Origin of the sequence: Haloterrigena salina JCM 13891, from assembly GCF_000337495.1 — an archaeon.
GTDB classification, from domain to species: domain Archaea; phylum Halobacteriota; class Halobacteria; order Halobacteriales; family Natrialbaceae; genus Haloterrigena; species Haloterrigena salina.
This window is the reverse complement of record NZ_AOIS01000037.1, coordinates 308,281-330,855: the sequence shown is the minus strand read 5'-3', so window position 1 is coordinate 330,855 and position 22,575 is coordinate 308,281. Positions and strand designations below refer to the sequence as shown.

Here is a 22,575-nt window from a genome sequence, read left to right as displayed (position 1 = left end):
CGTGAATCGCCTCGAGACACTGGGCTCGACTCGAGGGTCCGCGTTCGCTTCTCTCCGGTACAGTCGACTCGAGCGGCGGCGACCGCGCGTCGGTAACGGTGCTCAGGCGTGTTCCGGTTCCGGATCGCGGTCTGGCTCCCCGGCCGCGGCCGGCTCGGTCGCGGCCCGCTCGCCGGCGCCGGTTCCCTCGGCGTTCGCACACGCTCGGCAGTAATAGTTGCGTCCCTCGGAGACCGTCAGCGGGACGCCGAGGGCGCAGAACTCGTCCCGATAGATTCGCTCGAGACCGCGCCCGACGGGGTCCGCACAGGCGGCACACGGGCGGTCGGGGGCGACGACCGTCCGTTCCTCGACCGACCGGATCCGACCGTTCGCCCCGATCGAGTGCCGACCCTCGAGGCGGCGCCGAACCGACGGCAGAGCGCTCGCGCCCAGCGTCGCGAAGAGGGCGGCGAGCGCGACCAACACGACGGTCGCCGCCGCGGTCGCGACCTCGAGGGCGATTACCGCGACGATCGCGGCGACCAGCCAGCAGCCGCCGGCGACCGCTCGCCAGCGCAGCCCCGACCCGGCCGCGACATCGCCGCGGGTCCGCTCGACCTGGCTCCCCTCGACGCGGTCGGCTCGCAGGATCAGCCGCTCGACATCGCCGAAGTACCGGTAGGCACCCCAGAGGGCGTTGCCGATCCCCATCGTGAACCAGACGGTGACCAGCGCGACCGCGAGGTGCTCCGTCGCGTTTCCGAACGTCCGGCGTACCATGACGGCGCGGTCGCCGAAATCGTGCTCGAGTCGCCACCCCTCTCGGGAGGCCCGCGCGATTCGGCGCTCGAGGAGATCGCGGTCGCTCGTCTCCGTTTCGATACCAGCGTTTCGTCCCCCTCGATCGCTCCGGGTCGCGGCGGTGGCGGTCCGCCTCTGCGGTCCGGCGGTCGATCGATCGGTCGTGGCGCCACAGTTCGGACAGTAGTTCATCCGTCCCTCGAGACCGGTCCCACACTGCGCGCAGTACTGCGATGCGGGCCCGTCCCGACTCGACCGACGATAGCCGCCCATACGAGAGCGGTCGGCGCCAGCGACACTAACGCTTTGGAGCGGTCGGTACGGCTGTCTGTCAGGACGGCCGACCAGTCGGCAGCGGTCGAGCGCGACCGGCGGCTCAGTACGTTCCCGGTTCGTCCAGCACGACCGGCACGCCGCGGTTCGCGACGTCGACCACGAACGCGTCCGCGTCGGCCTCGATCGCCTCGAACGCGTCGTAGTGAACCGGAAGGACGAGATCCGGCTCGAGTCGCGCGGCGAGGTCGGCTGCCTCGCGGCGGTCCATCGTGAACGTCCCGCCGATCGGCGGGAAAAAGAGGTCGACGGCCAGCTCCTCGTGGACCGGCAGCGGGTCGGTGTCGCCGGGCCAGAACGCGGTGACGCCGTCGATCGTAACGCCGAAGCCGCAGCCCTCGCCCTCGGGGTGGTAGGGCGCGCCATTCTCGTCGACGTGCGGTCCCGCGGGATCGTTGTGGGCGGGCGTCGTGAACAGATCCAGCGGCCCGAGGACGAACGACTCGTCGGCGCGGACGCGCTCGACGTCGTAGGGGAGGTCCTCGGGTCCCTCGTCGACCCGATCGATCTCCGCGGCGTCGATCGACTCGTGGACGAGAACCATGGCATCGTCGCGGGCCACCCGCCGGATCGAGTCTGGATCATAGTGGTGGTCGTGAGAGACCAGAATCAGATCGCCGTCCCGTGGCTCGCCCTCGAGCGCGTCGCGCTCCTCCGGGCCCGGGTCGACGTAGACGACGGCGCCGGTCCGGCCCTCGAGGCGGATCGTCGCGAGGCCGAGCCAGTCGACGGTCACCGCGCCGAATCGAACGGTCATACGGGCGCTTCGATCGAGCGACTCGAAAAAGGTTCGGCTGCAGTGGTTCGGCACCGCTCGAGCGACTCGAGGCGTCGGCGCGCTCAGGGCCGCCGAATGCTGTGCTCGAGCGTTCCGACGCCCTCGACCTCGATCTCGACCTCGTCGCCGTCCTCGAGCGGGCCGACGCCCTCGGGCGTTCCGGTGGCGATGACGTCGCCGGGCTCTAAGGTCATGTAGGTCGTGATCTCGGCGATCAGCTCCGAGATGGGGAAGATGAGTTGCTCGCGGGAGCCGTCCTGCCTGAGTTCGCCGTTGACGCGGGACTGCACGCTGGCGTCGTCGGGCACCTCGTCAGGGGTCGCGAGCACCGGTCCCATCGGCGCGGCGCCGTCGAAGGCCTTCCCGCGGATCCAGTTTTGCTCCTCGTTCTGATCGTCGCGGTTCGAAACGTCGTCGATGCAGGTGTAGCCCTCGACAACATCCATCGCGTCCGAGACGGGGACGTGACGACACTGCTCGCCGATGACGACGCCGAGTTCGGCCTCGTAGTCGATGCGCTCCTTACCGGCGGGCGCGGTGACGGTGTCGCCGTGAGCCGCGACGGCGTTCGGCCCCTTCAGGAAGAGTAGCGGCCGATCGGGCAGGTCCGAGCCCATCTCGTCGGCGTGGTCCGCGTAGTTGCGACCGATACAGACGATTTTCGACGGCTCACAGGGGGGTAGCACGTCGATCGCATCGTCCTCGAGGTCGTAGCTCTCGTTTCCGAAGTGCACGTAGCCGTCTTCGTACTCGCCGCGGCGCACGGCACCGGCCGGATCGCGGAAGCGAACGAATTTCATGTGCGAGTGGTTGTGTTGCGGGATCAAAAGGATTGAGAAGTCGGCGGCGTTCGCGGATCGACGGCGAAAGTGGGGTCTAAGTAATCGAGGCGCTACTATTCGGCGTTTATCGGCTCAGAAACGGGGACGGAGAAATGACAATGGTCCGACCGAGTGAGGGCGTGCCATTACGGCCGCGGAACGGAACGTTTTTTACTAGGCCTCGGCAACGACCTATTGCGTTCGACGCACGCTCCGTTGGTGTAGTCCGGCCAATCATTTCGGCCTTTCGAGCCGATGACCTGGGTTCAAATCCCAGACGGAGCATATGACGGCTTCGCCGTCTCGCAGTTTTCACACGTGGCATAGCATGGAGGGAAACCTATGCCACAGGCCAATACGATTCAACGGAACCCGTACCCCACGCTGTACAGTGACTTGTCAACCCGATTAATTCTTAACACTATATACATATAACTGGCAAGGTCGCTGATAGATATAATGGAAATGTTATATATCCAACAATATCATACGGAAACAATATCAGGAACGAAAGTTAGCAAATTCAAATTGAATACTGAGATAAGTTGGAAAGTAATCCCAATTATAATGGTAGCTATGCCACTTCTTCGGATACGAGCTTCAGTGTTATTCGTGGGCTGTTGTATCATCAATTCAAGACCTCCAGGGGACAAAGTTTCTTCAGATTCATCGTCATAGTACAAGATCCGTTCTCCAGAAGAACATTTCTCTACAGTTGTGGGTTTTCTCTCCACCGAGTTATTATTAATCGACCCTATCTCTTCCTCATCTAATACCTGCATTATTTTCTCATAATTCTCATGACCAGATTTAAGATCGTATGGCTTCTCCACCTCTCTCTGCGTTAACTGGAGATCACTTAGATAGAGTTTCTCTCTAATTATTGGTATGTCTGGTGTCGCTAGAATAATAGCGCCACCAATATCGAGAATTAATCCTACTATCAGGAATCCATCCGCAAATTCGAGGTATTGGAGAAGAAAAGTGATACCGAGTCCCATACTAAGCGCGAGACTAACGACAGTTCGTGACTTGGGGAATTGAGACTTAGTCATTCTAGCGTTCCAAGACCGTACCATCAGTCTTTTCTATGTTAGTTGATGTTTTATCCATCTTTTTGTTAGCCCATCATGCTCTCAATGTTTTTCACTAACTCTCTGTTCTTCTTGTTCATAAATAGATGATCTTCTTGATGATCTCATTCGGCTATGAGCCGGTGAAACAGGCTTTATATATCTGGATTCCGTTTAATCAGTTACCACGTGTGAAAAGAAGGCTGGAACGGCAGCTGAAAGCGCCGAAGGCGCTCGCTCTGTTGGTGTAGTCTGGCCAATCGGCCTTTCGAGCCGATGACCTGGGTTCAAATTCCAGACGGAGCACTTCTTCGCGAACAATATCGTGAGCGAAGACTGCTATCCTGGCGATTTGAAGTAGAGAACCGCGAGTATTAGCGAGCGTTTCGCGTGGTTCAAATTCCAGACGGAGCATACGACGGCATCGCCGTCATGCGATTTTCACTTCGCACTTAACAGGAATAGACGAGAGTCTCTAAGACGATGAAGTGGATTGCGCTTTCTACCTCGCGTTGGCGGACGATTTTCTGAACTGGTCGTTACATACAGCGGCGGCGGTCAGCCCGGCAGGGGTTCCAGTTTCGGGTGGTAAAGCCCCATCGCTCACCGGTCACTCACCCGTCGTCGATACGCTCGTCGTATGCAGGACACCGTCAACGAAAATCTGTCCCTCGTGGGTCAGCGTGACTTGATGATCAGAATATTGGAACGTAAAGTTCCAGTCGCCCTTTTCTTGATCACATAGGTTCTCTAATATTTCGGGATCGATGTACTCGTACAGCAAATCGAGTTCCGCTGGTTCTACCCCATCCTGGGCGGCTACCGCTTTGACAACGCTGGTGACGACGTCAGTTTTCGTCATCGTTACTGCTCTTCTGTATAATTTTACAGTTGTCAACCAAGGACTCGGGGATCTCGTCCAACGACTCGAACACGTTCCCAACGATAAATGCTGGTTCCGCGAAGTTGGGGCCGCGCTGGACACAGAATCGCTCGCGATCCCAGCGAACGTACCCCGCTTCGGCGAGCTTCGGGAGGTGGTGATGGCGCAAGTGGATAGCTAACGTCTCGGAGTCCATCGATTGATTGGGGGATTCTGCAGCTTCAGGCAGCGAGAGCCTGCGCTCTTGTGGTTCATCCAGCAACGAATTAATGATCTCTCGCCGCGGCTCGACGGAAAGAATGTCGAATAACTGATTCCATCTCTCAGCCCATTCCCAATCGTTAGACGGACTAGTAGCCATACCCTTGCCTATCGTCTCTACGCACTTCATCCTTGTTAGCATACATGTAATTCTATGTTAATATTCGAGTTATCTCTTCTCTATTCAGGATCCCCATCTCAGCCGACCGTGCAGCCAAGTCGGCAAACCGTACTGCACGTCCGGACATGGTTCAAATTCTAGAGAAGGTATTAGACGCTCGTCGTACGGCAATTGATACCGAAATAGCACTCGAGACGTCCGTCTCCCTCCAAACGGCTCAGCGTATCCCAGCCCCGTTCGGAGGAGTGCTGAGTAGTTCCGCTAATAGAACCGTTTTCATTGAGAGGGATGACCGACGGAAGTACTCGAGGAGGCTACGCAAGACGAGGTCAGGGAGGCGATCGAGCGGACCGAAGCGGACGACGACGATGACCTAGTGGTCGGTTCGTAGTCGCTCCCGGGCGAGGCCCGGGACTAGCGTAGTGGCAGACGAGGACGGTTCTCCCGTCTCGGATCCGTGCGAGCGGAGCGCGAACGCGTCTCACTCGAGTTTTCGCAGACAGCCGTGACAGAACGAGCCGACCGAGTCGGTTTCCGTCGCACACGTCGGACAGCGATCGTCGCGACTCGCCGACCGTGAGGAGACCGATGTCGAAATGAGGCTCTGCTGCGGGTCCGCGTACGCGTCGATAACGTCGTTCCACGTAACCGATGGATCGGATTCGCTCGCACGGGCGCTCGTTCGGGCGAGCATCGAACTCCGTTGCATGCGACCCAGTCCGTACCAGAATCCGAGGAAAGCGAGCGACGGCAGGAGGCAGAGCGACAGGACTGCCCCGAGGAGGAGGATGGTCATACGGGCCGTTTTGGCTCGCCCGCCATCAGCGCGGTTGTGAAACTGTTCGGGAGTAATAAACCCCGCCGCGGTGGCCGCTTCCGGCCGGCGTCACTCGACCGCCGGCAGCGTAAACGAGAACGTCGTCCCTTCGCCGCGCTCGGAGTCAATCCGGATCTCGCCGCCGTGGCGTTCGACGATCCGCTGGCAGAGTGCGAGCCCGATGCCCGTGCCGTCGTACTCCTCCTGGCCGTGCAGTCGGTCGAAGACGGTGAACACGCGCTCCTGATCCTCGGGAGCGATGCCGATCCCCTCGTCGCGAACCGAGAGTTCCCACTGTTCGCCCCGCCGTTCCGCGTCGACGGCGATTCGAGGCGACTCGTCGCCGTGGTACGTGAGCGCGTTATCCAGCAGGTTCTGGAACACCTGCCGCAACTGGCTCACGTCGCCTTCGACGGTGGGGAGGGCGTCGAGTTCGAGCGTCGCGTCGGTCTCGTCGATCTGAAACTGCAGGTCGTCGACCACGTCGTCGAGGACGGTCTCGAGGTCGACCGGCTCGAGCGGATCGCCCCGCGTTTCGATCCGGGAGTACGCGAGCAGGCCGTCGATCATCTCGCTCATCCGTTCGGCCCCGTCGACGGCGTAGTCGAGGAACTCCTGTCCGTCCTCGTCGAAGGCGTCTCCGTACCGGTTCTCGAGCAGTCGGAGGTAGCTCGTGACCATCCGCAGCGGTTCCTGGAGGTCGTGACTGGCCGCGTAGGCGAACTGCTCGAGTCGCTCGTTCGATTCCTCGAGTTTGCGCCGGAACTCCCGGCGTTCCGTGATATCGGTCAGCGTCACGACCCCGCGAGTCACCTCGCCGCACTCGTCAGTGACGGGCATCCCGTGTTCCATGACGACCCGACGCTCGCCGTCGAACGCGTCGATCTCGTAGACGTTGGGTTCCGTCACTGCCTCGCCCCGAAGCACCTGGGTCATCGTCCAGTCCTCGGGACCGACCGGCTCCTCCGAGTCCGCCCAGACCGCGTCGTACTTCGCGTACTCGTCGACGCACCTCGCGTCGAAGACGTCGCCGCCCCAGATCTCTCGCGCGGTGTCGTTGGCCGTGAGCAGCGAGCCGTCGGCGTCGGCGACGACCGCACCCACGGGCAGGACCTGAAACAGCGTCTCGAGTTGCTTGCGTTGCTTCTCGGCCTCGAGTTCGGCCTGCTTTCGGTCCGTGATATCCGTCAGCGCCCCGGGGAACGTCTCGGGGTTCCCGTCGTCGTCGGCCTCGACGTGGCCGCGGGCGACCACCCACCGGAGCTCGTCGTCGGCGTTCCGGACGCGGTACTCCGACTCGTACTCGTCGCAGTTCTCGACGGCAGTCTCGATCTGCCGTTCGACGCGGTCGCGGTCGTCCTCGTGGATCGACGACAGCAGCAATTCGAGCGGAACGCCGTCCCGTGCCGCTTCGGGATCGATGCCGAACGTGCGGGCGAACGACGCCCCGGCGACGAACTCGTCTTCGGAGACGTGCCACTCCCACGTTCCGACCGCGCCCGCTTCGGTCGCGGCCTCGAGTTGCGCTTTCGCGTCCTCGAGGTAGCGCTCCCGCTCCTTGCGTTCGGTCACGTCGCGATCGGAGACGATGATGGAGACGACGTCGCCGTCGTCGTCCGTGACGGGTCTGAAGACGCCGTCGATCGTGTACCGCTCGCCGCTCGGCCGGGTGAGGTCGGTCTCGAACTCGACGTACTCGCCGTTCGCCGCCCGACGGGTCCACTCCCGGACGTCCGATCGGGCTTGATCGCCCTCGCCCCACCACGGCGTCTCCCAGAACGGCTCGCCGGTCACGTCCGCTAAGTCGGCGTCGATGTACTCCATGGCCGTCCCGTTGATGTCGAGGACCGTCCCGTCCGGATCGAGCAGTCCGACGAGGATGTTCGGGTCCTCGAAAATCGCTTCGAACCGTCGTTCCGTCCGCGCGTTCTCGATCGCGGAGGCGAGCACGGTGGCGACGCTGCGGAGGAAGGCCGCGTCGCGGTCGGAAAACGCTCGCCGATCGGTCGCGTGCGTTCGCAGGAGTCCCCACGGCCGCTCGTCCGGGCCGATACTGACGCTGAGCCCGCTGGTGACGTCCCGCTCGCCCAGCCTGTCGGAGTCGGAGAATCGGTCGTCGCCGTCGAGATCCTCGACGACGACCGGTTGCGCGGCGCGAAGCGCCTCCCCCGCGTACGAACTCGAGTCGGCCGGTATCGTCGCGGTCCCAACCAGCTCGTCGGACCAGCCGACGCCGCGTCGAAGGCGGAGTTTCTCGCCGCCCGGGAGCAACTCTAAGACGCTCGCGCACTCGGTGTCCAGAGTCTCGGCGACGACGGTGGCGGCGTCGTGCAGTAACTCGTCGAGATCGTCGGTTTCGAGCGCCCGCTGTCCGAGATCCGCGACGACCTCCTGACGGCGGATGCACGGACCATCGTTCGATTCGGTATCCGCGTTCGGGGAGGTTGTCATTCAAGTCACGTATTAGCGGCCGCCGTATAAGGTCTTCTCTCGAATTCCGACAGCGATATCCGAGCCACGGGCGCCCGCGAGTCAGTTCGACTTACGCCCGCGAATCCGAATCGATGCGGATCCCTCGCGCGGCGGTCGCCTTGAACGAGGCGGCGATCTCGCGCCCGGGCGCCAGCTCGAGGCGTTCCGAACTGGCCTTCGTGACCAGCGCCTGGAGCGTCGGGTCCCCCTCGTCGCCCTCGAGGTCGACGGTCACCCTGGTGATCGACTCGCCCGGCTCGAGGCGATCGACGGTGCCCCGGAACTGGTTGCGCAGGCTGGTGCTATCGGCTTCGAGGGCCTCCTCGGGTTCGGTCAGGACGACGGCGTCCGATCGAACGGTAACCTGGACCTCGCTCGCGTCGTCGGGAACGAGCGCCAGAATCGGGCCGATTCCCGTCTCGACGGTGCCGAGCTCCCCGGTTCGGTCGCGGACGGTGCCCGCGAAGACCGATTCCGTCACTCGAGCGACGCCGTCGAGTGCGGCCTCGTGGCGGTCGAACTGCCGGCGCAACTCGCGGGCGGTCGCGGTCAGTTCGGTCCCGCCGCCGCCGCTGCCGCCGCGCTGGCGCTCGGTGATCGGGCCGACGGCCTCCTCGATCTCCACGACGCGGTTCTGGAGGCGGGCGTAGGAGCGGCCAAGTTCTTCGGCGGCGCGGTGCATCGATCCGTACCGATCGATGGCGTCGAGCATCTCGATGTCGCGCCGGTCGATCGTGACGTCGTCGACCGCGAGTTTCGTGGTGTACTCCTTTTCGATCGTCATGGTGGCTTCGAGCGGTTGTCGGCGCGTTCGCGGCGGGTCTCCACGATGGTCAGTATATCAGTTCGCCGTCGATAAATTGCCGGGTCCGGTCGTCGCGCGGGTCGTCGAACACGCGTTCGGTTCGGTCGACTTCGAGGATTTCGTCGCCGAGCAACACGGCGGTGCGGTCCGCGACGCGCCGGGCCTGGTGCATATCGTGCGTCGCGACGACGACGCCGATCCCCCGATCTCGGGCCTGGAGCACCGCGTCCTCGATGACCGCCGTGTTTCGCGGGTCGAGATCGGACGTGGGTTCGTCCAGCAAGAGGATTTCGGGGTCGTACGCCAGCGCTCGGGCGAAGGCGACGCGCTGGGCTTCGCCGCCCGAGAGCGAGTCGGCGTCCTGATCGACCTTGTCGGCCAGCCCGACGGTCTCGAGGGCCTCGACGGCGTCGCCGGTGCCGTTTTGCTCGCCGACGAGCTGCGCGAATCCGTGTCGAATCCGTTCGGGCCACGACTGGCGAACGCGGAGGCCGTAGGCGGCGTTCCGACGGACGCTCGCGTCGAAGAGGCTCGCGTCCTGAAAGACCATGCCGATGCGACGACGGTGCTCGAGTCGCCGCCCCTCGGGCTGTCGCCAGACGTCCTCGCCGTCGTAGCTGATCGTCCCCCGGTCGGGCGCGTCGAACAGCGCGAGCAGGCGGAGCAGCGTCGACTTGCCGACGCCGGAGGGGCCGATGATCGCGACGACCTCCCCCGTCGAGACCGACAGCGAGACGCCGTCGAAGACGGTTTCGTTCCCGTAGCCGTGGGAGACGTCGGTCGCCTCGAGGGTCATCGGTACCCCCCGCCGTCGCTGCCCAGTCGGACGACGATGCCGTTGACGACCAGCACGATCGCGAGGAGGACGACGCCGAGGATCATCGCCGTCTCGAACCGTCCCCGCTGGGCCTCGAGCTGGATCGCCGTCGTCAGCGTCCGCGTCTTGGAGGTGCCGTCAGCGCTGGCGATGTTTCCGCCGACGATGAGGACGGAGCCGACCTCGCTGATCGCCCGCCCGAAGCCGGCCAGCACCGCGGTCGCGATCCCGTAGCGAGCTTCCTTGATGGTGACCAGCGCCACGTCGAGGCGGGTCCCGCCCATCGCGTACGCCGCGTCGCGGACGTTTTGCTCGACGCTGCTCACCGCGGCGAGGCTGACGCCGGTGACTACCGGGGCGGCGAGGACGAACTGCGACATGATCATCGCCTCGCGCGTGAAGACGAGTTCGAGCGAGCCCAGCGGCCCCTCGTTGGAGACCGTAAACAGGACGGCCAGTCCGACGACGACGCTGGGAAACCCCATGCCGGTGTTGATGATCGACGTCAGGAGCCCCTTCCCGCGAAAGTCGGTAAAGCCGACGGCAAGCGCGATCGGGAGGCTACACAGCGTGCTCAACGCGACCGCGGCCACGCTGACGTACAGGGAGACGACGATGATGCTCCGGATGTAGTTCCACTCGAAGGGGAACTCGGCGAACAGCGGGACCGTCGCCGCGCTCTCGAGGGACATTATTCGTCCGACGAGTCGCTCGAGTTGCCAGTGTTATCGGCGCTCCACCCCTCGGGGACGTACTGCTGGAAGTTCGGCTCCTCGGAGAGGGATTCGGGATAGAACAACTGCTCGCCGTTGGCCGTGTAGTTCTCGATGAGGTCCTGGCCCTCCGGGCTGGTGATGAAACCGATGTAGGCCATCGCGAGGTCGTACTCGACGTTGTCGTGGACCGCCGGGTTGACGGCGACGATCCCGTAGGGGTTCGCGAGCAGTTCCGGTCCGCCCTCGATCGGACCCTGCACGTGGATCTCGAGGTCGACCTCGTCTTGCATGTCTAGGTACGTTCCGCGATCGGCCAGCGTGTAGGCGCCCTGCTGGGTGGCCATGTTGATGACGTCGCCCATCCCCTGGCCGGCCTCCTGGTACCACTCGCCGAATTCGTCGACGTTGAGCCCCGTCTCGTCCCAGATTTCGAGTTCCTTCGTGTGCGTTCCAGAGTCGTCGCCTCGAGAGACGAACGAGGATTCCGAGTCGGCGATGGCGGTGAACGCCTCGGTGACGTCGTCGCTGCCGCCGATCCCCGCGGGATCGTTGGGGCCGCCGATGACGACGAAGTCGTTGTACATGAGGTCGCGCCGGTTGACGCCGTACCCCTCCTCCATGAACTCGTCCTCGAGCGAGCGGGCGTGGACCATCACCACGTCCGAGTCGCCGTTTCGAGCGGTCTCGAGGGCCTGACCCGTCCCCTGTGAGACAGCGTCGACGGAGACGCCGTACCGATCCTCGAAGGGCGCGTTGAGTTCGTCGAGCAACCCGGTGTTGTACGTACTCGTCGTCGTCGTCAGCGTCAGCGTTTCGCCGCTGATTCCGGCGTCACCGCCGTCGTCGCCGGTCAGCGTTGAACAGCCGGCGAGTCCGGCGGCGCCACCGGCGGCGAGCGCGGCGACGAACTCGCGTCGTTGTATCGTCATGGATACCACGACGAACGGCGGGAAGAAATAGCTTTGGTTCGTCCAATAACTGCCGTCAGTTACGCCGGACGATCGCAACGGGTCGAGAAGCACGACAGAAGCAGTTTCCCACCCCGCGATAACGAGAATCGGTTATTCCGGTCCCGCGACGGCAGTCGCGGTCGACCGGGTGGCCGCGAACGCGAATTCGCTTATTTCGGCCGCCTCAAATACCGAAATAGATGTCGAACGAGGATTTCCTACGCGAAGCAACGACGGGGGCTGTTAGAACTGGATATTCGTAAATACCATATATACGGAGTACTTCATAGTATACAAATGACCTACGAACACCTTGACACGGATCTGGTAAACGAACTGCTCGGCGACGGACGCGCGAGTCTTCGCAGCCTCGCGGAGGAACTCGACGTCTCGGTGACGACCGTCTCGAACCACCTCTCGGACTTGGAGGAGGAAGACGTCATTCAGGGGTATACGCCGATCGTCGACTACGACGCCCTCGGCTACGACGTCACCGCAGTGATGCAGCTCAAAGCCGAAGGCAGCGCGCTGCCGAAGATCACCGAGTCCCTGAAGGACCACCGACAGATGATCTCGGTCTACGAAGTTACCGGCAACTACGACGTCATCGCCATCGGGAAGTTCAAAGACACCGACGACATGAACGACCAGATCAAGCAGCTGATCACCGACCCCGACATTAACCAGTCGAACACGAGCATCGTTCTCAACGCCGTCTCGGAGAACGAACAGTTCGAACTCGACCCCGACGAGGATAACTGATCGACCGGTCGATTCGGTCCTCGAGCCGTCGACTCCCGTTCGGGCCCGTAGAACGGGACCGGGCCGGCCTCAGTCGGCCGACACCGCGTAGTACTCGGTGTACTTGACGAGATCGCAACCCTCGAACGCGTCGACCGAGCCGTCGGCGTCGTCGAGCGCCGCTTCGGCCGGGGCGTCGATCAGGAGCGGTACCTGCGCTTTCGCCTCCTCTTCGAGTTCGTCGTAGTGGCAGACTCGGCAGTCGGACGGAATCTCGTCGACCGGCTCGAGCGTGATACGTTGACTCATGGTCGTAGCACTAGCCACGAACCGGACTCTCTTCAGTTTTACGCCCTGATTAGGAAGTATTCTCCTGAAATAGATCGCAAATAGCGGAGCTATTTGACGAACGTCTACGACGGTCCGCAGTCCGACGCTCGAGCGTCAGTGGTCGATTCCGGGACGCTGGAAGGTCGTTTCGTCCGACGACGGCGCCTCGAGGGCGTCGTCGATCTCCGGCGCCGCGAGGAGGTCGTTTCGGTCCGGTTCGTCGGGCCGTCTGAAGTAATAGGTGTCGGCGCAGCCGGCGACCATCGCCGAGAGCGGTTGCTCCTCGTCGTGAACGATCGATACGAGGTCGCCCGTGACCGCGATCAGCGCCGCGTCGTCGGGTTTCCGGAGGTGATCTCGGAGTTTAGCGGCGGTGCAGTCGTCGGGCAGTTGCAGGTGGACACCGTCGACGGTCGCCCATCGCGTCTCCATGTTTCGTCGATGGGGCCTCGCGACCTATACCGTTGGGCCCGCAGCTACAGGCCGCTTACCGGATACGGGCCGGACAGGCCGTCAACGGCGGTCGAGCGACGGGCGAGCGGTGAACCCGGTTTCAGGTAGCGTTCTCTTCGAGCTGGTCGGGGTCGTACCGGCGACCGCAGTTCAGACACTGGTAGTCGCCCTCGATGTGCTCGTAGAGGCGCTCCCCACAGTCCTGGCACCGCCAACTGGGGTGCTTCATCTAGTCGATGGTGGCGGACCGGACCCGAATAAGTACTCGGATGGTTCGCCGGGGTCGTCTTGCGGTCGGCGACGGAATTACCCGTCCGCCGCTCCAACTCGGCGTATGGACGAGCACACCAGCGACCCGACCGTCGCGCCGCCCCCGGGGCTCGAGACGCCGACGGGCTGGCGGCCCGAGGCGGGGCGCTGGGAGCACGCGACGCTTCGTCGGGCGACGGTCCACGGCGTCCGACTCTTCAACGCCGGCGCCTACCACGAGAGCCACGACTGCTTCGAACTCGAGTGGTACAACTACGGCCGCGGGAGCACCGAGAGCGCGTTCTGCCACGGGATGGTACAGGTCGCGGCCGGCGCGTACAAGCGGGTCGACTTCGACAACGACGACGGACTGCGCTCGCTCTTTCGAACCGCGCTCCAGTACCTGCGGGACGTTCCTCGGGACTACTACGGCGTCGACGTCCTCGAGGTCCGGACCGTGCTGACGAACGCCCTCGAGGAGCCGAGCCGCGTCGACGACTGGCGAGTCCCCATCGACGGCGAGCGACCGACCGCCGGACCGGCCGATTTCGAGTACGCTGAGACACTCGAAGAGTGACAGTTCCGTCCGCTCGTCGACTCGAAACCGGTCGTACCGGGGGGTAGCGGCGTGGCAACTAGCCCCACGGAGACCGGGCGGAATGGTCTCGTTCGTGAGAGACCGAATCGCCTTTGGCCACAGAGCCCAATGATGCGGTAATGAGAGTTGCACAGCTCGGGTCAGGAACGCCGGAGATCGCAGTCGTCGCGGGCGTTCACGGGGACGAACCCTGTGGCGTTCGCGCCGTCGAACGGTTGCTCGACGAGCGCCCGACCGTCGAGCGGCCGGTCAAGCTCATCGTCGCCAACGAGGAGGCCTTAGAGCGGCGGGTCCGATTCGTCGACGAGGACTTAAACCGCGCGTTTCCCGGCGATCCGGACGCGAAAACTCACGAGGGACGACTCGCCCATCGGCTCGTCGAGGAGCTCGACGGCTGTCTGACGTTCTCGATGCACTCGACTCAGAGCCACGGCGAGCCCTTCGCGATCGTCAACGGCGTCAGCGAGACCGCGAAAGCGGTCGTCCCGCAGCTTCCGGTGACGGCGATGGTCGAGACGAGTAACTTCGCGGAGGGACGCCTGTTCTCCGAGATCGACACGATCGAAGTCGAGTGCGGCCTGCAGGGGTCGGAGACGGCCGCCCAGAACGCGGACCGACTGACCCGCGCGTTCCTCACGGCCGTCGACGCATTACCCGGCGATACGATCCGCAGCGATCTACCGGTCTACCGGCTCACCGACGTCATCCGCAAGCAGGACGCCGACACCTACGAGGTCTTCGTCGACAACTTCGCCGAAGTCGAGGCCGGCGATCCGTTCGCCGCCGCCGACGGCGACACGCAGGTCGCCGACGAACCGTTCTATCCCATCCTGATGTCGCCGAACGGCTACCGGGACGTTTTCGGCTACGCCGCCGAAAAGCTCGACGTCCTGACGGCGCCGCCGGCCGCGGACTAGCGGTCGCGGTCCGCACGCGGCGCCGCCGTCGCGGCTAGCGATCGGCGGCTCAGGCAGTGCTTTCATGCGTAGTCATCTCGAAACGGGAGTGATGAGCGATGCATCTGGTCGCTCGAGGCGGACGATCGACGTGCTGTTGGTCGAGGATAACCCGGGAGACGTCCGCCTCATCGAGGAGGCGTTTCGCGACGCCGGCGCCGACAGCGAACTCCACGCCGTTACCGACGGCGAGGAGGCGCTCGACTTCGTCTACCGACGCGACGACCACGCGAACGCACCGCGACCGGACCTCGTCATTCTCGACTGGAACCTGCCTCGGACGAGCGGCGAACAGGTGTTGATGGAGCTGAAAGACGACCCGGAGCACAAGCGCATTCCCGTCACCGTCCTCACCGGCTCCCAGGACGAGAGCGACGTCCTGCACTCGTACCGAAAGCACGCGAACGCCTGTCTCAAGAAAGCCGTCGAGCCCGACGAGTTTCTGGAGACCATTCGGGCCTACGCGGAGTTCTGGTTCACCACGGCGCGGCTGCCGAACGGCGACGAGTAACGCCGTCGGCGGTCGGTCGGCCGGCGTCCGTTCCCCGACTCGAGGCCGATCAGTCGGCCTCCAATCGTCGACCCAGGGTTTCTCACCGTTCCGTCCCGCAGTACCCGTATGAACGCTCCGACGCGTCGACGCCTGCTGGCGGCGGCCGGCGTCGCGATTCCCGCGTTCGCGGGCTGTTTCACGGAGTCGAGATCCGACGCGACGGAACTCGCGACGCCCGAGTCCGTCCCCGCCGACGACTGGTCCGAACCCGACTGGCGGCCGGCCGACGCCGTCCCGAACGAGGGCGACGTCGCGGCGACGACGGTCGTCTCCGACCTCGCGATCCCGTGGGATCTCACGTTCGCCGACGGCGACGCCTTCGTCACCGAACGCGACGGCGGCGTCCGCCGGTTCGATGCGGACGCACTGGCCGAGGACGCCGATCTGGGGGCCGATGACGGCGAGACGGTTCTCGAGAGCGCGTCCCTCCCCGATCGCGCGTCGCCCGGCGAAGGCGGGACCCTCGGCGTCGCGGCCCACCCCGACTATCCCGACACTCCCGACCTGTTCGCCTACTACACGGCCGACGACGGAGCCGTCTCGAATCGGGTCGTCCGCTACGACCTCGAGGCCGACGCCCTCGAGACGGTCCTCGAGGGGATCCCGGGGTCGTCGATCCACAACGGCGGACGGATCGCGTTCGGTCCTGACGACCACCTCTGGGTGCTGACGGGCGACGCGAGGGAGCCCGCGCTGACGCAGGATCCCGGCTCCCGCGCCGGTGCCGTCCTGCGCGTGACGCCCGAGGGGGAACCCCACCCCGAGAATCCCGACTGGGGTGACGACGGCGACCGGCGCACGTATTCGCTCGGCCACCGCAACCCGCAGGGACTCGACTTCACGCCGCAGGGAACGCCGATACTCGCCGAACACGGGCCAGGCGCGCGAGACGAGGTCTCGATCCTCCGGCCGGGCGGCAACTACGGCTGGGATATCGTCCGCGGCGGGCCCGACGACCCCGAGTACGGGAGCTACGACGAGTACGAGGCGGCGACGCCGCCGGTCGTCAACACCGGACCCGAAACGACGTGGGCGCCGTCCGGACTGGCGTTTTACGACGACGGCGCGATCGAGCCGTGGACGAACACCGTCCTCGTCTGCGGGCTCGCCTCGAGCGCGCTGGCCGTCGTCGGGCTCACGCCTCGAAGCGATTCGGACGGCGGTGACGAGGGAAGCCCGGACGAGACCGACGGCGTCCGGTACGACGCCGACTGGCTCGACGACCGCTTTACGGCGACGGTCCACCGGCTGTTCGCCGACGAGTGGGGACGCCTTCGTCACGTCGAGCCCGGGCCGGACGGCTCGCTGTACCTGCTCACGTCGAACCGGGACGGTCGCGCGGACGGGCCGTTCCCCCGGGCGAGCGACGATCGGATCGTCAGGCTGGACCCGCGGTAGGAGCGTCGTTTCGGGCTCCGTCGGTACCGCGGACGCAAGGCCTATCCCTTCTCGTTGCCATACGACTGATATGGAATTCCCACCGAACCAGGGTCTCGATCAGGACGAGGTCGACGAGCAAGTCGAGGACGTCATCGAAAACAACGAAGTCGTCCTCTTCATGAAGGGGACCGAGCTGATGCCCCAGTGTGGCTACTCCCGGAAGGCGCTCGGCCTCATCGACAGCCACCGCGACGAGTTCGAGACCGTCGACGTCCTGGACTCCCTCGCCGAGTTCCGGGCCGCCCTCGAGGACTACAGCGGCTGGGAAACGATCCCGCAGACGTTCGTCGACGGCGAGTTCGTGGGCGGCTCGGACGTCCTCGAGGAACTCGAGGAACGCGGCGAGCTGGCCGAGACGCTCAACGCCGAATAATCACTCCGAATCGCGCCGATGAATTAATCCGAGCGCATCGGCCACGTATCTAATAGCAGGTCATATAAGTCACGCGCTCGTACTAGGAACTCAGCGACTGTCGCCGCAGATCATCCCACCATGTCAACAGAGGAATCCAGACACGTTTATCGGCTGCATTCGACGCTTGAACTACCCCTCGAAGACCTTCGGGAACACATCGAGGAGGCAGAGTACCCGGACGGTATCACCGACGTGGAGATAACGCGGCGCAACAACACGCTCATTCTCAAGGCCGTCGCCGAGGACGAATCGGTCAGCAAGTACACGCCGACCGCCCAGCTCAAGGCCAGCGTCACGGAGAACCGGGTCTACGAGGAGGATCCCGACGAGCGGCGCAACGCCTTCCGCTGGGACGAGGAGGAAGAGGAGGAGATCGAATCCGAACTCGTCGAGTTCGCGGCGTTCAAGGGCGACCGCGAGACCGTCCTCCAGAACTCGCTATTGCAGTATCAGATGTTCCTGGTCCTCTGTGGCATCGCCGAAGCCGCCGAGAAGGGGACGCTGACGGCGATCTCGGAGCGCGACGGCGAACTCGAGGCGACCCGCATCGTCGAGGGCGAGCCCCGACCGGCCAACATCGAGGTCGTCGAAGGACCGCGGGACCACAACTCGGGCGAGGGCGGCGTCAACTGGCGGGACAACAAGTTCATCTCGGACTGATCGGCGTCCGGCCTCGCGTGCGTTTTCGTCGATACGATAATACGATAGCGACTGCGTTCTCGACCGTTCGCTTTGATTCGGACCCCAGCGAGCGAACGCAATCGGCCGGTTCGCGGGCTGACACGACCGGACGAGCGGTAGGTGTTTTGCCGCCGGCGCAGTATCTCTTGGTATGACAAACCTCAGCACTCTCGAGCTCGTCGGCCGGCTGGCCGTCGCCGCGTTCGTCATGATCGCGCCCACGCTGCTCTTTCTCGGACTGGTGCGGGGCCTCGAGAAGCTTCGCGACGACGCCTTCATCGATCGGTGGCTGCACGAACAGGGCCACGAGGTCGAAGACGACGTGCTGACCGTGCTCGCGAGCGGAATCGGTATCGAGTCGGAGACCGCCTCGAGCCACCGGTGTCCGGCCTGCGGGAACCCGAACGCCTCGTCGGCGCGGTACTGTCACCAGTGTCTCGCCAGACTCCCCTCCTGAGGAGCGATCGTCGCCGTAACGGTCACGTACTCCCGACAGTCGCCGAGTCGTCACCGTCCGGCGGGCGCTCGACCGGCGCCCGAGCGAGCGGCCGTTCGACGGACGCGGGGTCGGTCCGGTGGACGCACGCCTCGAGGTCGCGGTCGAACGTCGAGTCGGCGTCGACGGCGAGGGTGACGGTGTCGCCGTCGACCGTGGTGACGGTGAGCAGCGTCTCGCGGCGGCCGTCGATACCCAGCCCGTCGAGTTCCGCGCGGTGGATAGCGGCGTAGCCGGCCAGTCCGAGTCCGGCGACCGTCACGAGCCCGTAGAGCGGCGGCGAGACGACGGCCGCGAGGGGAACGACGGCGACGACGGCGACCAGCGCGAGGACGCCGGCCCCCACGGCGAGTTGCTCGGTCGCGCGACCGATGCCCGGTCGCGTTCGCAGGGAGTGGACGGCCGCGACGAGGGCAACGGTCGCGGCGGCGAGCCCGGTCGTGGCGACCCCCTGAACCGCACTGATACCGGTCGCGGCGACGATCCCGACGACGAGAACGGCGAGGGCGACGAGCCCGCCCAGGAGACGCAGGGATCGGTTCGAGCCCTCCTCGGATCGGTACTCGACGCGCGTTTGCTCCCGGCGCCGGATCGAGCAGATCCAGTCGTACCTGACGTCGACGAACTCGCCGCTCGCCGAGACGCAGAGGAGTCGACGGTCGGTCGCGCCGATCGTCGCTCGACCGCGAACGGCGTCCCCGAGGAGCCGTCCCGACGCGAGCGCCCGCACCGATTCGTCTTCGACCAGATGGCTCCGGAACCGCTCTTCGACACGTCGCATGCGCGGTGACGTACCTCGACGCGCCCTATAGTAAGCCACAGCTTTCAGTCGGACGGCCGCCGGCGGACCGTCGCCGCGGGAGGCGACCCGACGGCCAGTACACGTTTACGCTATCGGGCGCATTCACGGCTATGGCATTTCGGCGAGACGAGCGCGCGGTCACCGTCCAGATCGGGACCGTGTTGTTGCTCGCGATCGTCTTCGCCGCGCTGGCGCTCTACCAGCTCAACGCGGTCCCCGCGGAGAACGAACGGGTGGAATTTACCCACAATCAGGCAGTTCACGACGAGTTACAGGAGCTCCGGAACGCGATCCAGAACGTCGGCGCCGAGGGCGGAACGCGGTCGACGGCCGTCACGCTCGGCACCCAGTATCCGTCTCGAACGGTCGCGGCGAACCCGCCCGCACCGACGGGCCGACTCGAGACGACGGGCACGGAAACCATCAGCATCGACGCCCGATTCGCCGGGGAGGAATCGGAATACGAGGGGGATCCGCACAACCTGACCGGGAACCACTCCACGACGACCCTCGCCTACACGCCCGCGTACAGGGAGTACGACTCGGCGCCGACGACGCGGATCGAACACGGCTTCGCGTTCAACGAGTTCGACGACGCGCAGGTCTCGCTGACCGACCAGCCGCTGCTCTCCGACGGGACGATCAGGCTCGTCGTGCTCGAGGGCGAGCTCTCGCGGTCGGGCAGCGGCGCGGTGACGGTCGATCCGACCGCGCTCAGCGGCCCCTCCGATCCGGTTCCGATCGAAGGCGAGGGCGACGAGAACGTCACGATCACGGTGCCGACCGCCGCACCGACCGCGTGGAACGACACGATCGGGACGACGTTCGACGACGGCCAGTCGGACGCTCGAGTGACGGACTACGACGCGACCGACGAGGGGCGCGGCTCGCTCACCGTCGAACTGGCTGCCGGCGAGTACGAACTGCAGGTCACTCGAGTCGGGATCGGCGACGGCGGCGACTCGAGCGGAGAGTACGACGTGACCGCGAGTACCGATGGTGACGGCGAGCGCAATGGCGGCGCTTACACCGTAAGCTGGGCCGACAATCACGATAGCGCTCGAGCGTGTGACGACGGTGAGAGCTGTGATTATCGCGTGTATTCGGGGGAGACCGCAACGTTCGCCGCCGACGCAGCGGCCGAATCGGCGACGCTCGATTTCGCGTATCAGACGTCCGGTCCGACCGTCTCCGAATTCAACGAGAGCGATCAAGCGGTCGATTTCGAGGCAGAGGGGTCGGGGGACGTCGACCTCTTCGTCTCGAGCGGGGGGAGCAGCGATACGATCACCGTGCGCGTCGAACACGACGAGATCCCCCCCTCGATCGAGGAGTTCGAAGCGAGTAGCGGGAACCACAATAATCACGCGCGGTTCACCGTCAATTGGCGGGCGTCGTCCGGTGACGCGCCGATCACGCGGGGGACCCTCGAGTTACTCGACGACGCGGGAGCCGTGGTCGACACGTGGGAGAAGGCGTATCCGAATCGCGACCGCGTCGTCGAAGACGGAATCGAACTCGAAGAAAAGAACGGGTCCGGAAACGAGTACGAAATCCGACTTGCCGTCACAGACGGCAACGGAAACAGCCGCAACGAGTCGATCGCGCGAACCGGATAACACCGCTCTCGACGGCTGTCGATCTTTCCATCGACAGTAACATATGGCGTCTCTACGAATGCGACGGTATGACTGCAGTCGGTATCGACGCCATCGAAATCTGGACCGGGAACCTCAAACTCGACTTACCCGGCACGTTCGCCCCCGAGAAGGGCGAAGACCCCGAGAAGTACACGAAAGGGCTCGGGCTGAACGCCAGTTCCTTCCCCGACAGTTACGAGGACATCGTCACGATGGGCGCCAACGCCGCCCACCGCCTGATGGAGCGCAAAGGGCTCGAACCCGATGATATCGGACGGATCGACGTCGCGACCGAGAGCGCCTTCGACAACTCCAAACCCGTTTCGACGTACGTCGCCGGCTGTCTCGAGCAGGTCTTCGAGGGCGACTTCCACCACGCCAACAAGGGCGAGCGGAAGTTCGCCTGCATCGCGGGCACCCAGAGTCTGGACGACGCGTACAACTGGATCCGCGCGGGCCGTAACCGCGGCCGCTCGGCGCTGGTCATCGCGACCGACACGGCGCTGTACGCCCGGGGCGACGCCGGCGAGGCGACCCAGGGCGCCGGCGCCGTCGCGATGCTGATCAGCGAGGATCCCAACCTTGTCGAACTCTCCGCCGAGCAGGGGTACGGCTCGGCCGACGAGACCGACTTCCTCAAGCCCAACCAGCAGTTCCCCTCCGTCGACGGCAAACGCTCCGTGCAGGTGTATCTCGCCCGGATGCGCGAGGCCCTCGAGGACTACGAGAGCGTCGCGGGCGACGTCCACGAGGAGGACTTCGCCTACGCGCCGTTCCACACGCCGTTCCCGGGCATGGTCCGGAAGGCAGCTCTGCTGGCCTACCGCCACGTGATCCGCGACACGAGCCTCGAGGACGATCTGGCCGACGAGATCGGCCGCCAGCCCCGTCCCGAGGCGTTCGATACCGACGACGACTACCGCGACGCGCTGCGGGAGTACATGGACCTGCTCAAGGAGACCGAGGCCTACCAGGAGTGGTACGCGGAGACGATCGATCCGACGCTGTCGATCTCCCGCGAGGTCGGCAACTGGTACACCGGCTCCGTCCACGTCGCCCGCGCCAGCGCGCTCAAACACGCTCTCGAGAACGGTCGCGACATGACCGGCAAGGCGCTGCTGGTCGCCTCCTACGGCAGCGGCGCCCAGGCGGAGATCCACTCCGAAGTCGTCCGAGAGGGCTGGGAGGACGAGATCGAGGCGCTGAACGTCGACGAACAGCTCGAGGACCGGTACGACATGAGCTGGGACGACTACGAGGAAGTCCACGACGTCCACAACCACGACATGGACGTCGACGTCGAGGAGTTCACGACCCCCGAGTCGGAGTTCGTCTTCGACGGCTGGGGCCGCATGGGCGAACGGAAGTATCGGTACGTCGAGTAGCGGTTCGGAGCGGTTTTTTCGCGTCGATTTTTGCGAGCGAGGGAAAAAGCTACGTCAGCATGGATGAGCGGAAGTATCGGTCTGTCGAATGCTGGCGGTAACTGCCAGTAGCTACCGGTAAATGTTCATCGAATTTTGTGGCTACACGGTTACGTATACCCATCCGTAATACGATAGGATCCAACCGAACGAACCCAGCAGAATCC

At 64.5% G+C, this 22,575-nt stretch carries 26 protein-coding genes and 2 tRNA genes; 12 read left to right on the top strand and 16 right to left on the bottom strand.

Features of this window, described 5'->3' with window-relative positions; translation table 11 throughout:
• Positions 1-102: 102 nt before the first annotated feature.
• From C477_RS12250 to C477_RS12240, 3 genes are all read right to left on the bottom strand, one after another.
• Positions 103-1,056, bottom strand: a complete 954-nt coding sequence (locus tag C477_RS12250) for a zinc ribbon domain-containing protein (protein ID WP_008894813.1) — start codon at positions 1,054-1,056, stop codon at positions 103-105.
• Positions 1,057-1,159: 103 nt separating this feature from the next.
• Entirely contained in the window at positions 1,160-1,873 is a 714-nt protein-coding gene (locus tag C477_RS12245) for an MBL fold metallo-hydrolase (RefSeq protein WP_008894812.1), read from the bottom strand.
• Positions 1,874-1,956: 83 nt separating this feature from the next.
• Positions 1,957-2,694 (bottom strand): fumarylacetoacetate hydrolase family protein, encoded by a 738-nt coding sequence (locus C477_RS12240; protein WP_008894811.1) that lies wholly within the window; start codon positions 2,692-2,694, stop codon positions 1,957-1,959.
• Between the two features lie 231 nt (positions 2,695-2,925).
• Between C477_RS12240 and C477_RS12235 the strand changes: the two genes are divergently transcribed.
• A tRNA-Glu gene (locus C477_RS12235) sits at positions 2,926-3,000 on the top strand.
• Positions 3,001-3,200: 200 nt separating this feature from the next.
• Here the strand turns inward: C477_RS12235 and C477_RS23530 are convergent.
• Positions 3,201-3,716: a hypothetical protein gene (locus C477_RS23530; RefSeq protein WP_152423312.1), complete on the bottom strand. Its 516-nt coding sequence runs from the start codon at positions 3,714-3,716 to the stop codon at positions 3,201-3,203.
• A gap of 308 nt (positions 3,717-4,024) precedes the next feature.
• Here C477_RS23530 and C477_RS12230 point away from each other — a divergent pair.
• A tRNA-OTHER gene (locus C477_RS12230) sits at positions 4,025-4,094 on the top strand.
• A gap of 304 nt (positions 4,095-4,398) precedes the next feature.
• Here C477_RS12230 and C477_RS12225 read toward each other — a convergent pair.
• From C477_RS12225 to C477_RS12190, 8 genes are all read right to left on the bottom strand, one after another.
• On the bottom strand, positions 4,399-4,650 hold the full coding sequence (locus C477_RS12225; protein WP_008894810.1) for a HalOD1 output domain-containing protein: 252 nt from the start codon (positions 4,648-4,650) through the stop codon (positions 4,399-4,401).
• The gene (locus C477_RS12220; protein ID WP_049914518.1) at positions 4,637-5,032 is read right to left on the bottom strand and encodes a DUF7344 domain-containing protein; all 396 of its coding nucleotides are present in this window, start codon (positions 5,030-5,032) and stop codon (positions 4,637-4,639) included. The genes C477_RS12225 and C477_RS12220 overlap by 14 nt, the downstream gene beginning before the upstream one ends.
• A gap of 502 nt (positions 5,033-5,534) precedes the next feature.
• The gene (locus C477_RS12215; protein ID WP_008894808.1) at positions 5,535-5,849 is read right to left on the bottom strand and encodes a hypothetical protein; all 315 of its coding nucleotides are present in this window, start codon (positions 5,847-5,849) and stop codon (positions 5,535-5,537) included.
• 90 nt (positions 5,850-5,939) lie between these two features.
• Complete coding sequence (locus C477_RS12210) at positions 5,940-8,321, bottom strand: ATP-binding protein (RefSeq protein WP_008894807.1); 2,382 nt, start codon at positions 8,319-8,321, stop codon at positions 5,940-5,942.
• A 91-nt stretch (positions 8,322-8,412) separates the two neighbouring features.
• Positions 8,413-9,126: a TOBE domain-containing protein gene (locus tag C477_RS12205; protein WP_008894806.1), complete on the bottom strand. Its 714-nt coding sequence runs from the start codon at positions 9,124-9,126 to the stop codon at positions 8,413-8,415.
• Between the two features lie 49 nt (positions 9,127-9,175).
• A complete protein-coding gene (locus C477_RS12200) occupies positions 9,176-9,943 on the bottom strand; it encodes an amino acid ABC transporter ATP-binding protein (RefSeq protein ID WP_008894805.1) in 768 nt (255 codons plus the stop codon).
• On the bottom strand, positions 9,940-10,656 hold the full coding sequence (locus tag C477_RS12195) for an ABC transporter permease (RefSeq protein WP_008894804.1): 717 nt from the start codon (positions 10,654-10,656) through the stop codon (positions 9,940-9,942). Before C477_RS12195 ends, C477_RS12200 begins: the two co-directional genes overlap by 4 nt.
• Complete coding sequence (locus C477_RS12190) at positions 10,656-11,609, bottom strand: substrate-binding domain-containing protein (RefSeq protein ID WP_008894803.1); 954 nt, start codon at positions 11,607-11,609, stop codon at positions 10,656-10,658. Before C477_RS12190 ends, C477_RS12195 begins: the two co-directional genes overlap by 1 nt.
• A gap of 318 nt (positions 11,610-11,927) precedes the next feature.
• Here C477_RS12190 and lrp point away from each other — a divergent pair, with 318 nt between their 5' ends.
• Entirely contained in the window at positions 11,928-12,392 is a 465-nt protein-coding gene (gene lrp / locus C477_RS12185) for an HTH-type transcriptional regulator Lrp (protein WP_008894802.1), read from the top strand.
• A gap of 69 nt (positions 12,393-12,461) precedes the next feature.
• Here the strand turns inward: lrp and C477_RS12180 are convergent, their stop codons facing one another.
• The 3 genes from C477_RS12180 to C477_RS24735 all read right to left on the bottom strand — a co-directional run bounded on the left by C477_RS12180 (position 12,462) and on the right by C477_RS24735 (position 13,383).
• Positions 12,462-12,680: a hypothetical protein gene (locus C477_RS12180; RefSeq protein WP_008894801.1), complete on the bottom strand. Its 219-nt coding sequence runs from the start codon at positions 12,678-12,680 to the stop codon at positions 12,462-12,464.
• A 135-nt stretch (positions 12,681-12,815) separates the two neighbouring features.
• Entirely contained in the window at positions 12,816-13,133 is a 318-nt protein-coding gene (locus tag C477_RS12175; RefSeq protein WP_008894800.1) for a hypothetical protein, read from the bottom strand.
• 121 nt (positions 13,134-13,254) lie between these two features.
• The gene (locus C477_RS24735; protein WP_008894799.1) at positions 13,255-13,383 is read right to left on the bottom strand and encodes a hypothetical protein; all 129 of its coding nucleotides are present in this window, start codon (positions 13,381-13,383) and stop codon (positions 13,255-13,257) included.
• A 105-nt stretch (positions 13,384-13,488) separates the two neighbouring features.
• Here C477_RS24735 and C477_RS12170 point away from each other — a divergent pair, with 105 nt between their 5' ends.
• From C477_RS12170 to C477_RS12140, 7 genes are all read left to right on the top strand, one after another.
• Positions 13,489-13,980, top strand: coding sequence for a DUF309 domain-containing protein (locus C477_RS12170; RefSeq protein ID WP_008894798.1), 492 nt, complete (start codon positions 13,489-13,491; stop codon positions 13,978-13,980).
• Between the two features lie 140 nt (positions 13,981-14,120).
• Complete coding sequence (locus C477_RS12165) at positions 14,121-14,918, top strand: succinylglutamate desuccinylase/aspartoacylase domain-containing protein (protein WP_008894797.1); 798 nt, start codon at positions 14,121-14,123, stop codon at positions 14,916-14,918.
• Between the two features lie 91 nt (positions 14,919-15,009).
• Complete coding sequence (locus C477_RS12160) at positions 15,010-15,468, top strand: response regulator (protein WP_008894796.1); 459 nt, start codon at positions 15,010-15,012, stop codon at positions 15,466-15,468.
• Positions 15,469-15,576: 108 nt separating this feature from the next.
• Positions 15,577-16,908 carry a PQQ-dependent sugar dehydrogenase gene (locus C477_RS12155; protein WP_008894795.1) on the top strand — a complete coding sequence of 444 codons (1,332 nt, stop codon included), beginning with the start codon at positions 15,577-15,579 and terminating at the stop codon, positions 16,906-16,908.
• Positions 16,909-16,978: 70 nt separating this feature from the next.
• Positions 16,979-17,323, top strand: coding sequence for a glutaredoxin family protein (locus C477_RS12150; protein ID WP_008894794.1), 345 nt, complete (start codon positions 16,979-16,981; stop codon positions 17,321-17,323).
• Positions 17,324-17,443: 120 nt separating this feature from the next.
• Positions 17,444-18,025 (top strand): DUF7110 family protein, encoded by a 582-nt coding sequence (locus C477_RS12145; protein WP_008894793.1) that lies wholly within the window; start codon positions 17,444-17,446, stop codon positions 18,023-18,025.
• A 172-nt stretch (positions 18,026-18,197) separates the two neighbouring features.
• Positions 18,198-18,503: a zinc ribbon domain-containing protein gene (locus C477_RS12140; protein ID WP_008894792.1), complete on the top strand. Its 306-nt coding sequence runs from the start codon at positions 18,198-18,200 to the stop codon at positions 18,501-18,503.
• Between the two features lie 22 nt (positions 18,504-18,525).
• On the opposite strand, the gene C477_RS12135 is transcribed toward C477_RS12140, so the two are convergent.
• On the bottom strand, positions 18,526-19,323 hold the full coding sequence (locus tag C477_RS12135) for a hypothetical protein (protein ID WP_008894791.1): 798 nt from the start codon (positions 19,321-19,323) through the stop codon (positions 18,526-18,528).
• A 131-nt stretch (positions 19,324-19,454) separates the two neighbouring features.
• On the opposite strand from C477_RS12135, the gene C477_RS12130 reads away from it, so the two are divergent.
• Positions 19,455-20,963 (top strand): hypothetical protein, encoded by a 1,509-nt coding sequence (locus tag C477_RS12130; protein WP_008894790.1) that lies wholly within the window; start codon positions 19,455-19,457, stop codon positions 20,961-20,963.
• A 68-nt stretch (positions 20,964-21,031) separates the two neighbouring features.
• Positions 21,032-22,369 carry a hydroxymethylglutaryl-CoA synthase gene (hmgB, locus tag C477_RS12125; protein ID WP_008894789.1) on the top strand — a complete coding sequence of 446 codons (1,338 nt, stop codon included), beginning with the start codon at positions 21,032-21,034 and terminating at the stop codon, positions 22,367-22,369.
• Positions 22,370-22,575: the final 206 nt, after the last annotated feature.

What these genes read in the sequence shown, in the direction of transcription:
- C477_RS12170 (WP_008894798.1), top strand. Translation starts at nt 13,489, where the DNA reads ATGGACGAGCACACCAGCGACCCGACCGTCGCGCCGCCCCCGGGGCTC.
- hmgB (WP_008894789.1), top strand. Translation starts at nt 21,032, where the DNA reads ATGACTGCAGTCGGTATCGACGCCATCGAAATCTGGACCGGGAACCTC.
- C477_RS12225 (WP_008894810.1), bottom strand. Translation starts at nt 4,650, where the DNA reads ATGACGAAAACTGACGTCGTCACCAGCGTTGTCAAAGCGGTAGCCGCC.
- C477_RS12200 (WP_008894805.1), bottom strand. Translation starts at nt 9,943, where the DNA reads ATGACCCTCGAGGCGACCGACGTCTCCCACGGCTACGGGAACGAAACC.
- C477_RS12240 (WP_008894811.1), bottom strand. Translation starts at nt 2,694, where the DNA reads ATGAAATTCGTTCGCTTCCGCGATCCGGCCGGTGCCGTGCGCCGCGGC.
- C477_RS12190 (WP_008894803.1), bottom strand. Translation starts at nt 11,609, where the DNA reads ATGACGATACAACGACGCGAGTTCGTCGCCGCGCTCGCCGCCGGTGGC.
- C477_RS24735 (WP_008894799.1), bottom strand. Translation starts at nt 13,383, where the DNA reads ATGAAGCACCCCAGTTGGCGGTGCCAGGACTGTGGGGAGCGCCTCTAC.
- C477_RS12250 (WP_008894813.1), bottom strand. Translation starts at nt 1,056, where the DNA reads ATGGGCGGCTATCGTCGGTCGAGTCGGGACGGGCCCGCATCGCAGTAC.
- C477_RS12165 (WP_008894797.1), top strand. Translation starts at nt 14,121, where the DNA reads ATGAGAGTTGCACAGCTCGGGTCAGGAACGCCGGAGATCGCAGTCGTC.
- C477_RS12210 (WP_008894807.1), bottom strand. Translation starts at nt 8,321, where the DNA reads ATGACAACCTCCCCGAACGCGGATACCGAATCGAACGATGGTCCGTGC.
- C477_RS12215 (WP_008894808.1), bottom strand. Translation starts at nt 5,849, where the DNA reads ATGACCATCCTCCTCCTCGGGGCAGTCCTGTCGCTCTGCCTCCTGCCG.
- C477_RS12140 (WP_008894792.1), top strand. Translation starts at nt 18,198, where the DNA reads ATGACAAACCTCAGCACTCTCGAGCTCGTCGGCCGGCTGGCCGTCGCC.
- C477_RS12145 (WP_008894793.1), top strand. Translation starts at nt 17,444, where the DNA reads ATGTCAACAGAGGAATCCAGACACGTTTATCGGCTGCATTCGACGCTT.
- C477_RS12155 (WP_008894795.1), top strand. Translation starts at nt 15,577, where the DNA reads ATGAACGCTCCGACGCGTCGACGCCTGCTGGCGGCGGCCGGCGTCGCG.
- C477_RS12175 (WP_008894800.1), bottom strand. Translation starts at nt 13,133, where the DNA reads ATGGAGACGCGATGGGCGACCGTCGACGGTGTCCACCTGCAACTGCCC.
- C477_RS12245 (WP_008894812.1), bottom strand. Translation starts at nt 1,873, where the DNA reads ATGACCGTTCGATTCGGCGCGGTGACCGTCGACTGGCTCGGCCTCGCG.
- C477_RS12135 (WP_008894791.1), bottom strand. Translation starts at nt 19,323, where the DNA reads ATGCGACGTGTCGAAGAGCGGTTCCGGAGCCATCTGGTCGAAGACGAA.
- C477_RS12130 (WP_008894790.1), top strand. Translation starts at nt 19,455, where the DNA reads ATGGCATTTCGGCGAGACGAGCGCGCGGTCACCGTCCAGATCGGGACC.
- C477_RS12180 (WP_008894801.1), bottom strand. Translation starts at nt 12,680, where the DNA reads ATGAGTCAACGTATCACGCTCGAGCCGGTCGACGAGATTCCGTCCGAC.
- C477_RS12220 (WP_049914518.1), bottom strand. Translation starts at nt 5,032, where the DNA reads ATGGCTACTAGTCCGTCTAACGATTGGGAATGGGCTGAGAGATGGAAT.
- C477_RS12195 (WP_008894804.1), bottom strand. Translation starts at nt 10,656, where the DNA reads ATGTCCCTCGAGAGCGCGGCGACGGTCCCGCTGTTCGCCGAGTTCCCC.
- C477_RS12205 (WP_008894806.1), bottom strand. Translation starts at nt 9,126, where the DNA reads ATGACGATCGAAAAGGAGTACACCACGAAACTCGCGGTCGACGACGTC.
- lrp (WP_008894802.1), top strand. Translation starts at nt 11,928, where the DNA reads ATGACCTACGAACACCTTGACACGGATCTGGTAAACGAACTGCTCGGC.
- C477_RS12160 (WP_008894796.1), top strand. Translation starts at nt 15,010, where the DNA reads ATGAGCGATGCATCTGGTCGCTCGAGGCGGACGATCGACGTGCTGTTG.
- C477_RS12150 (WP_008894794.1), top strand. Translation starts at nt 16,979, where the DNA reads ATGGAATTCCCACCGAACCAGGGTCTCGATCAGGACGAGGTCGACGAG.
- C477_RS23530 (WP_152423312.1), bottom strand. Translation starts at nt 3,716, where the DNA reads ATGGGACTCGGTATCACTTTTCTTCTCCAATACCTCGAATTTGCGGAT.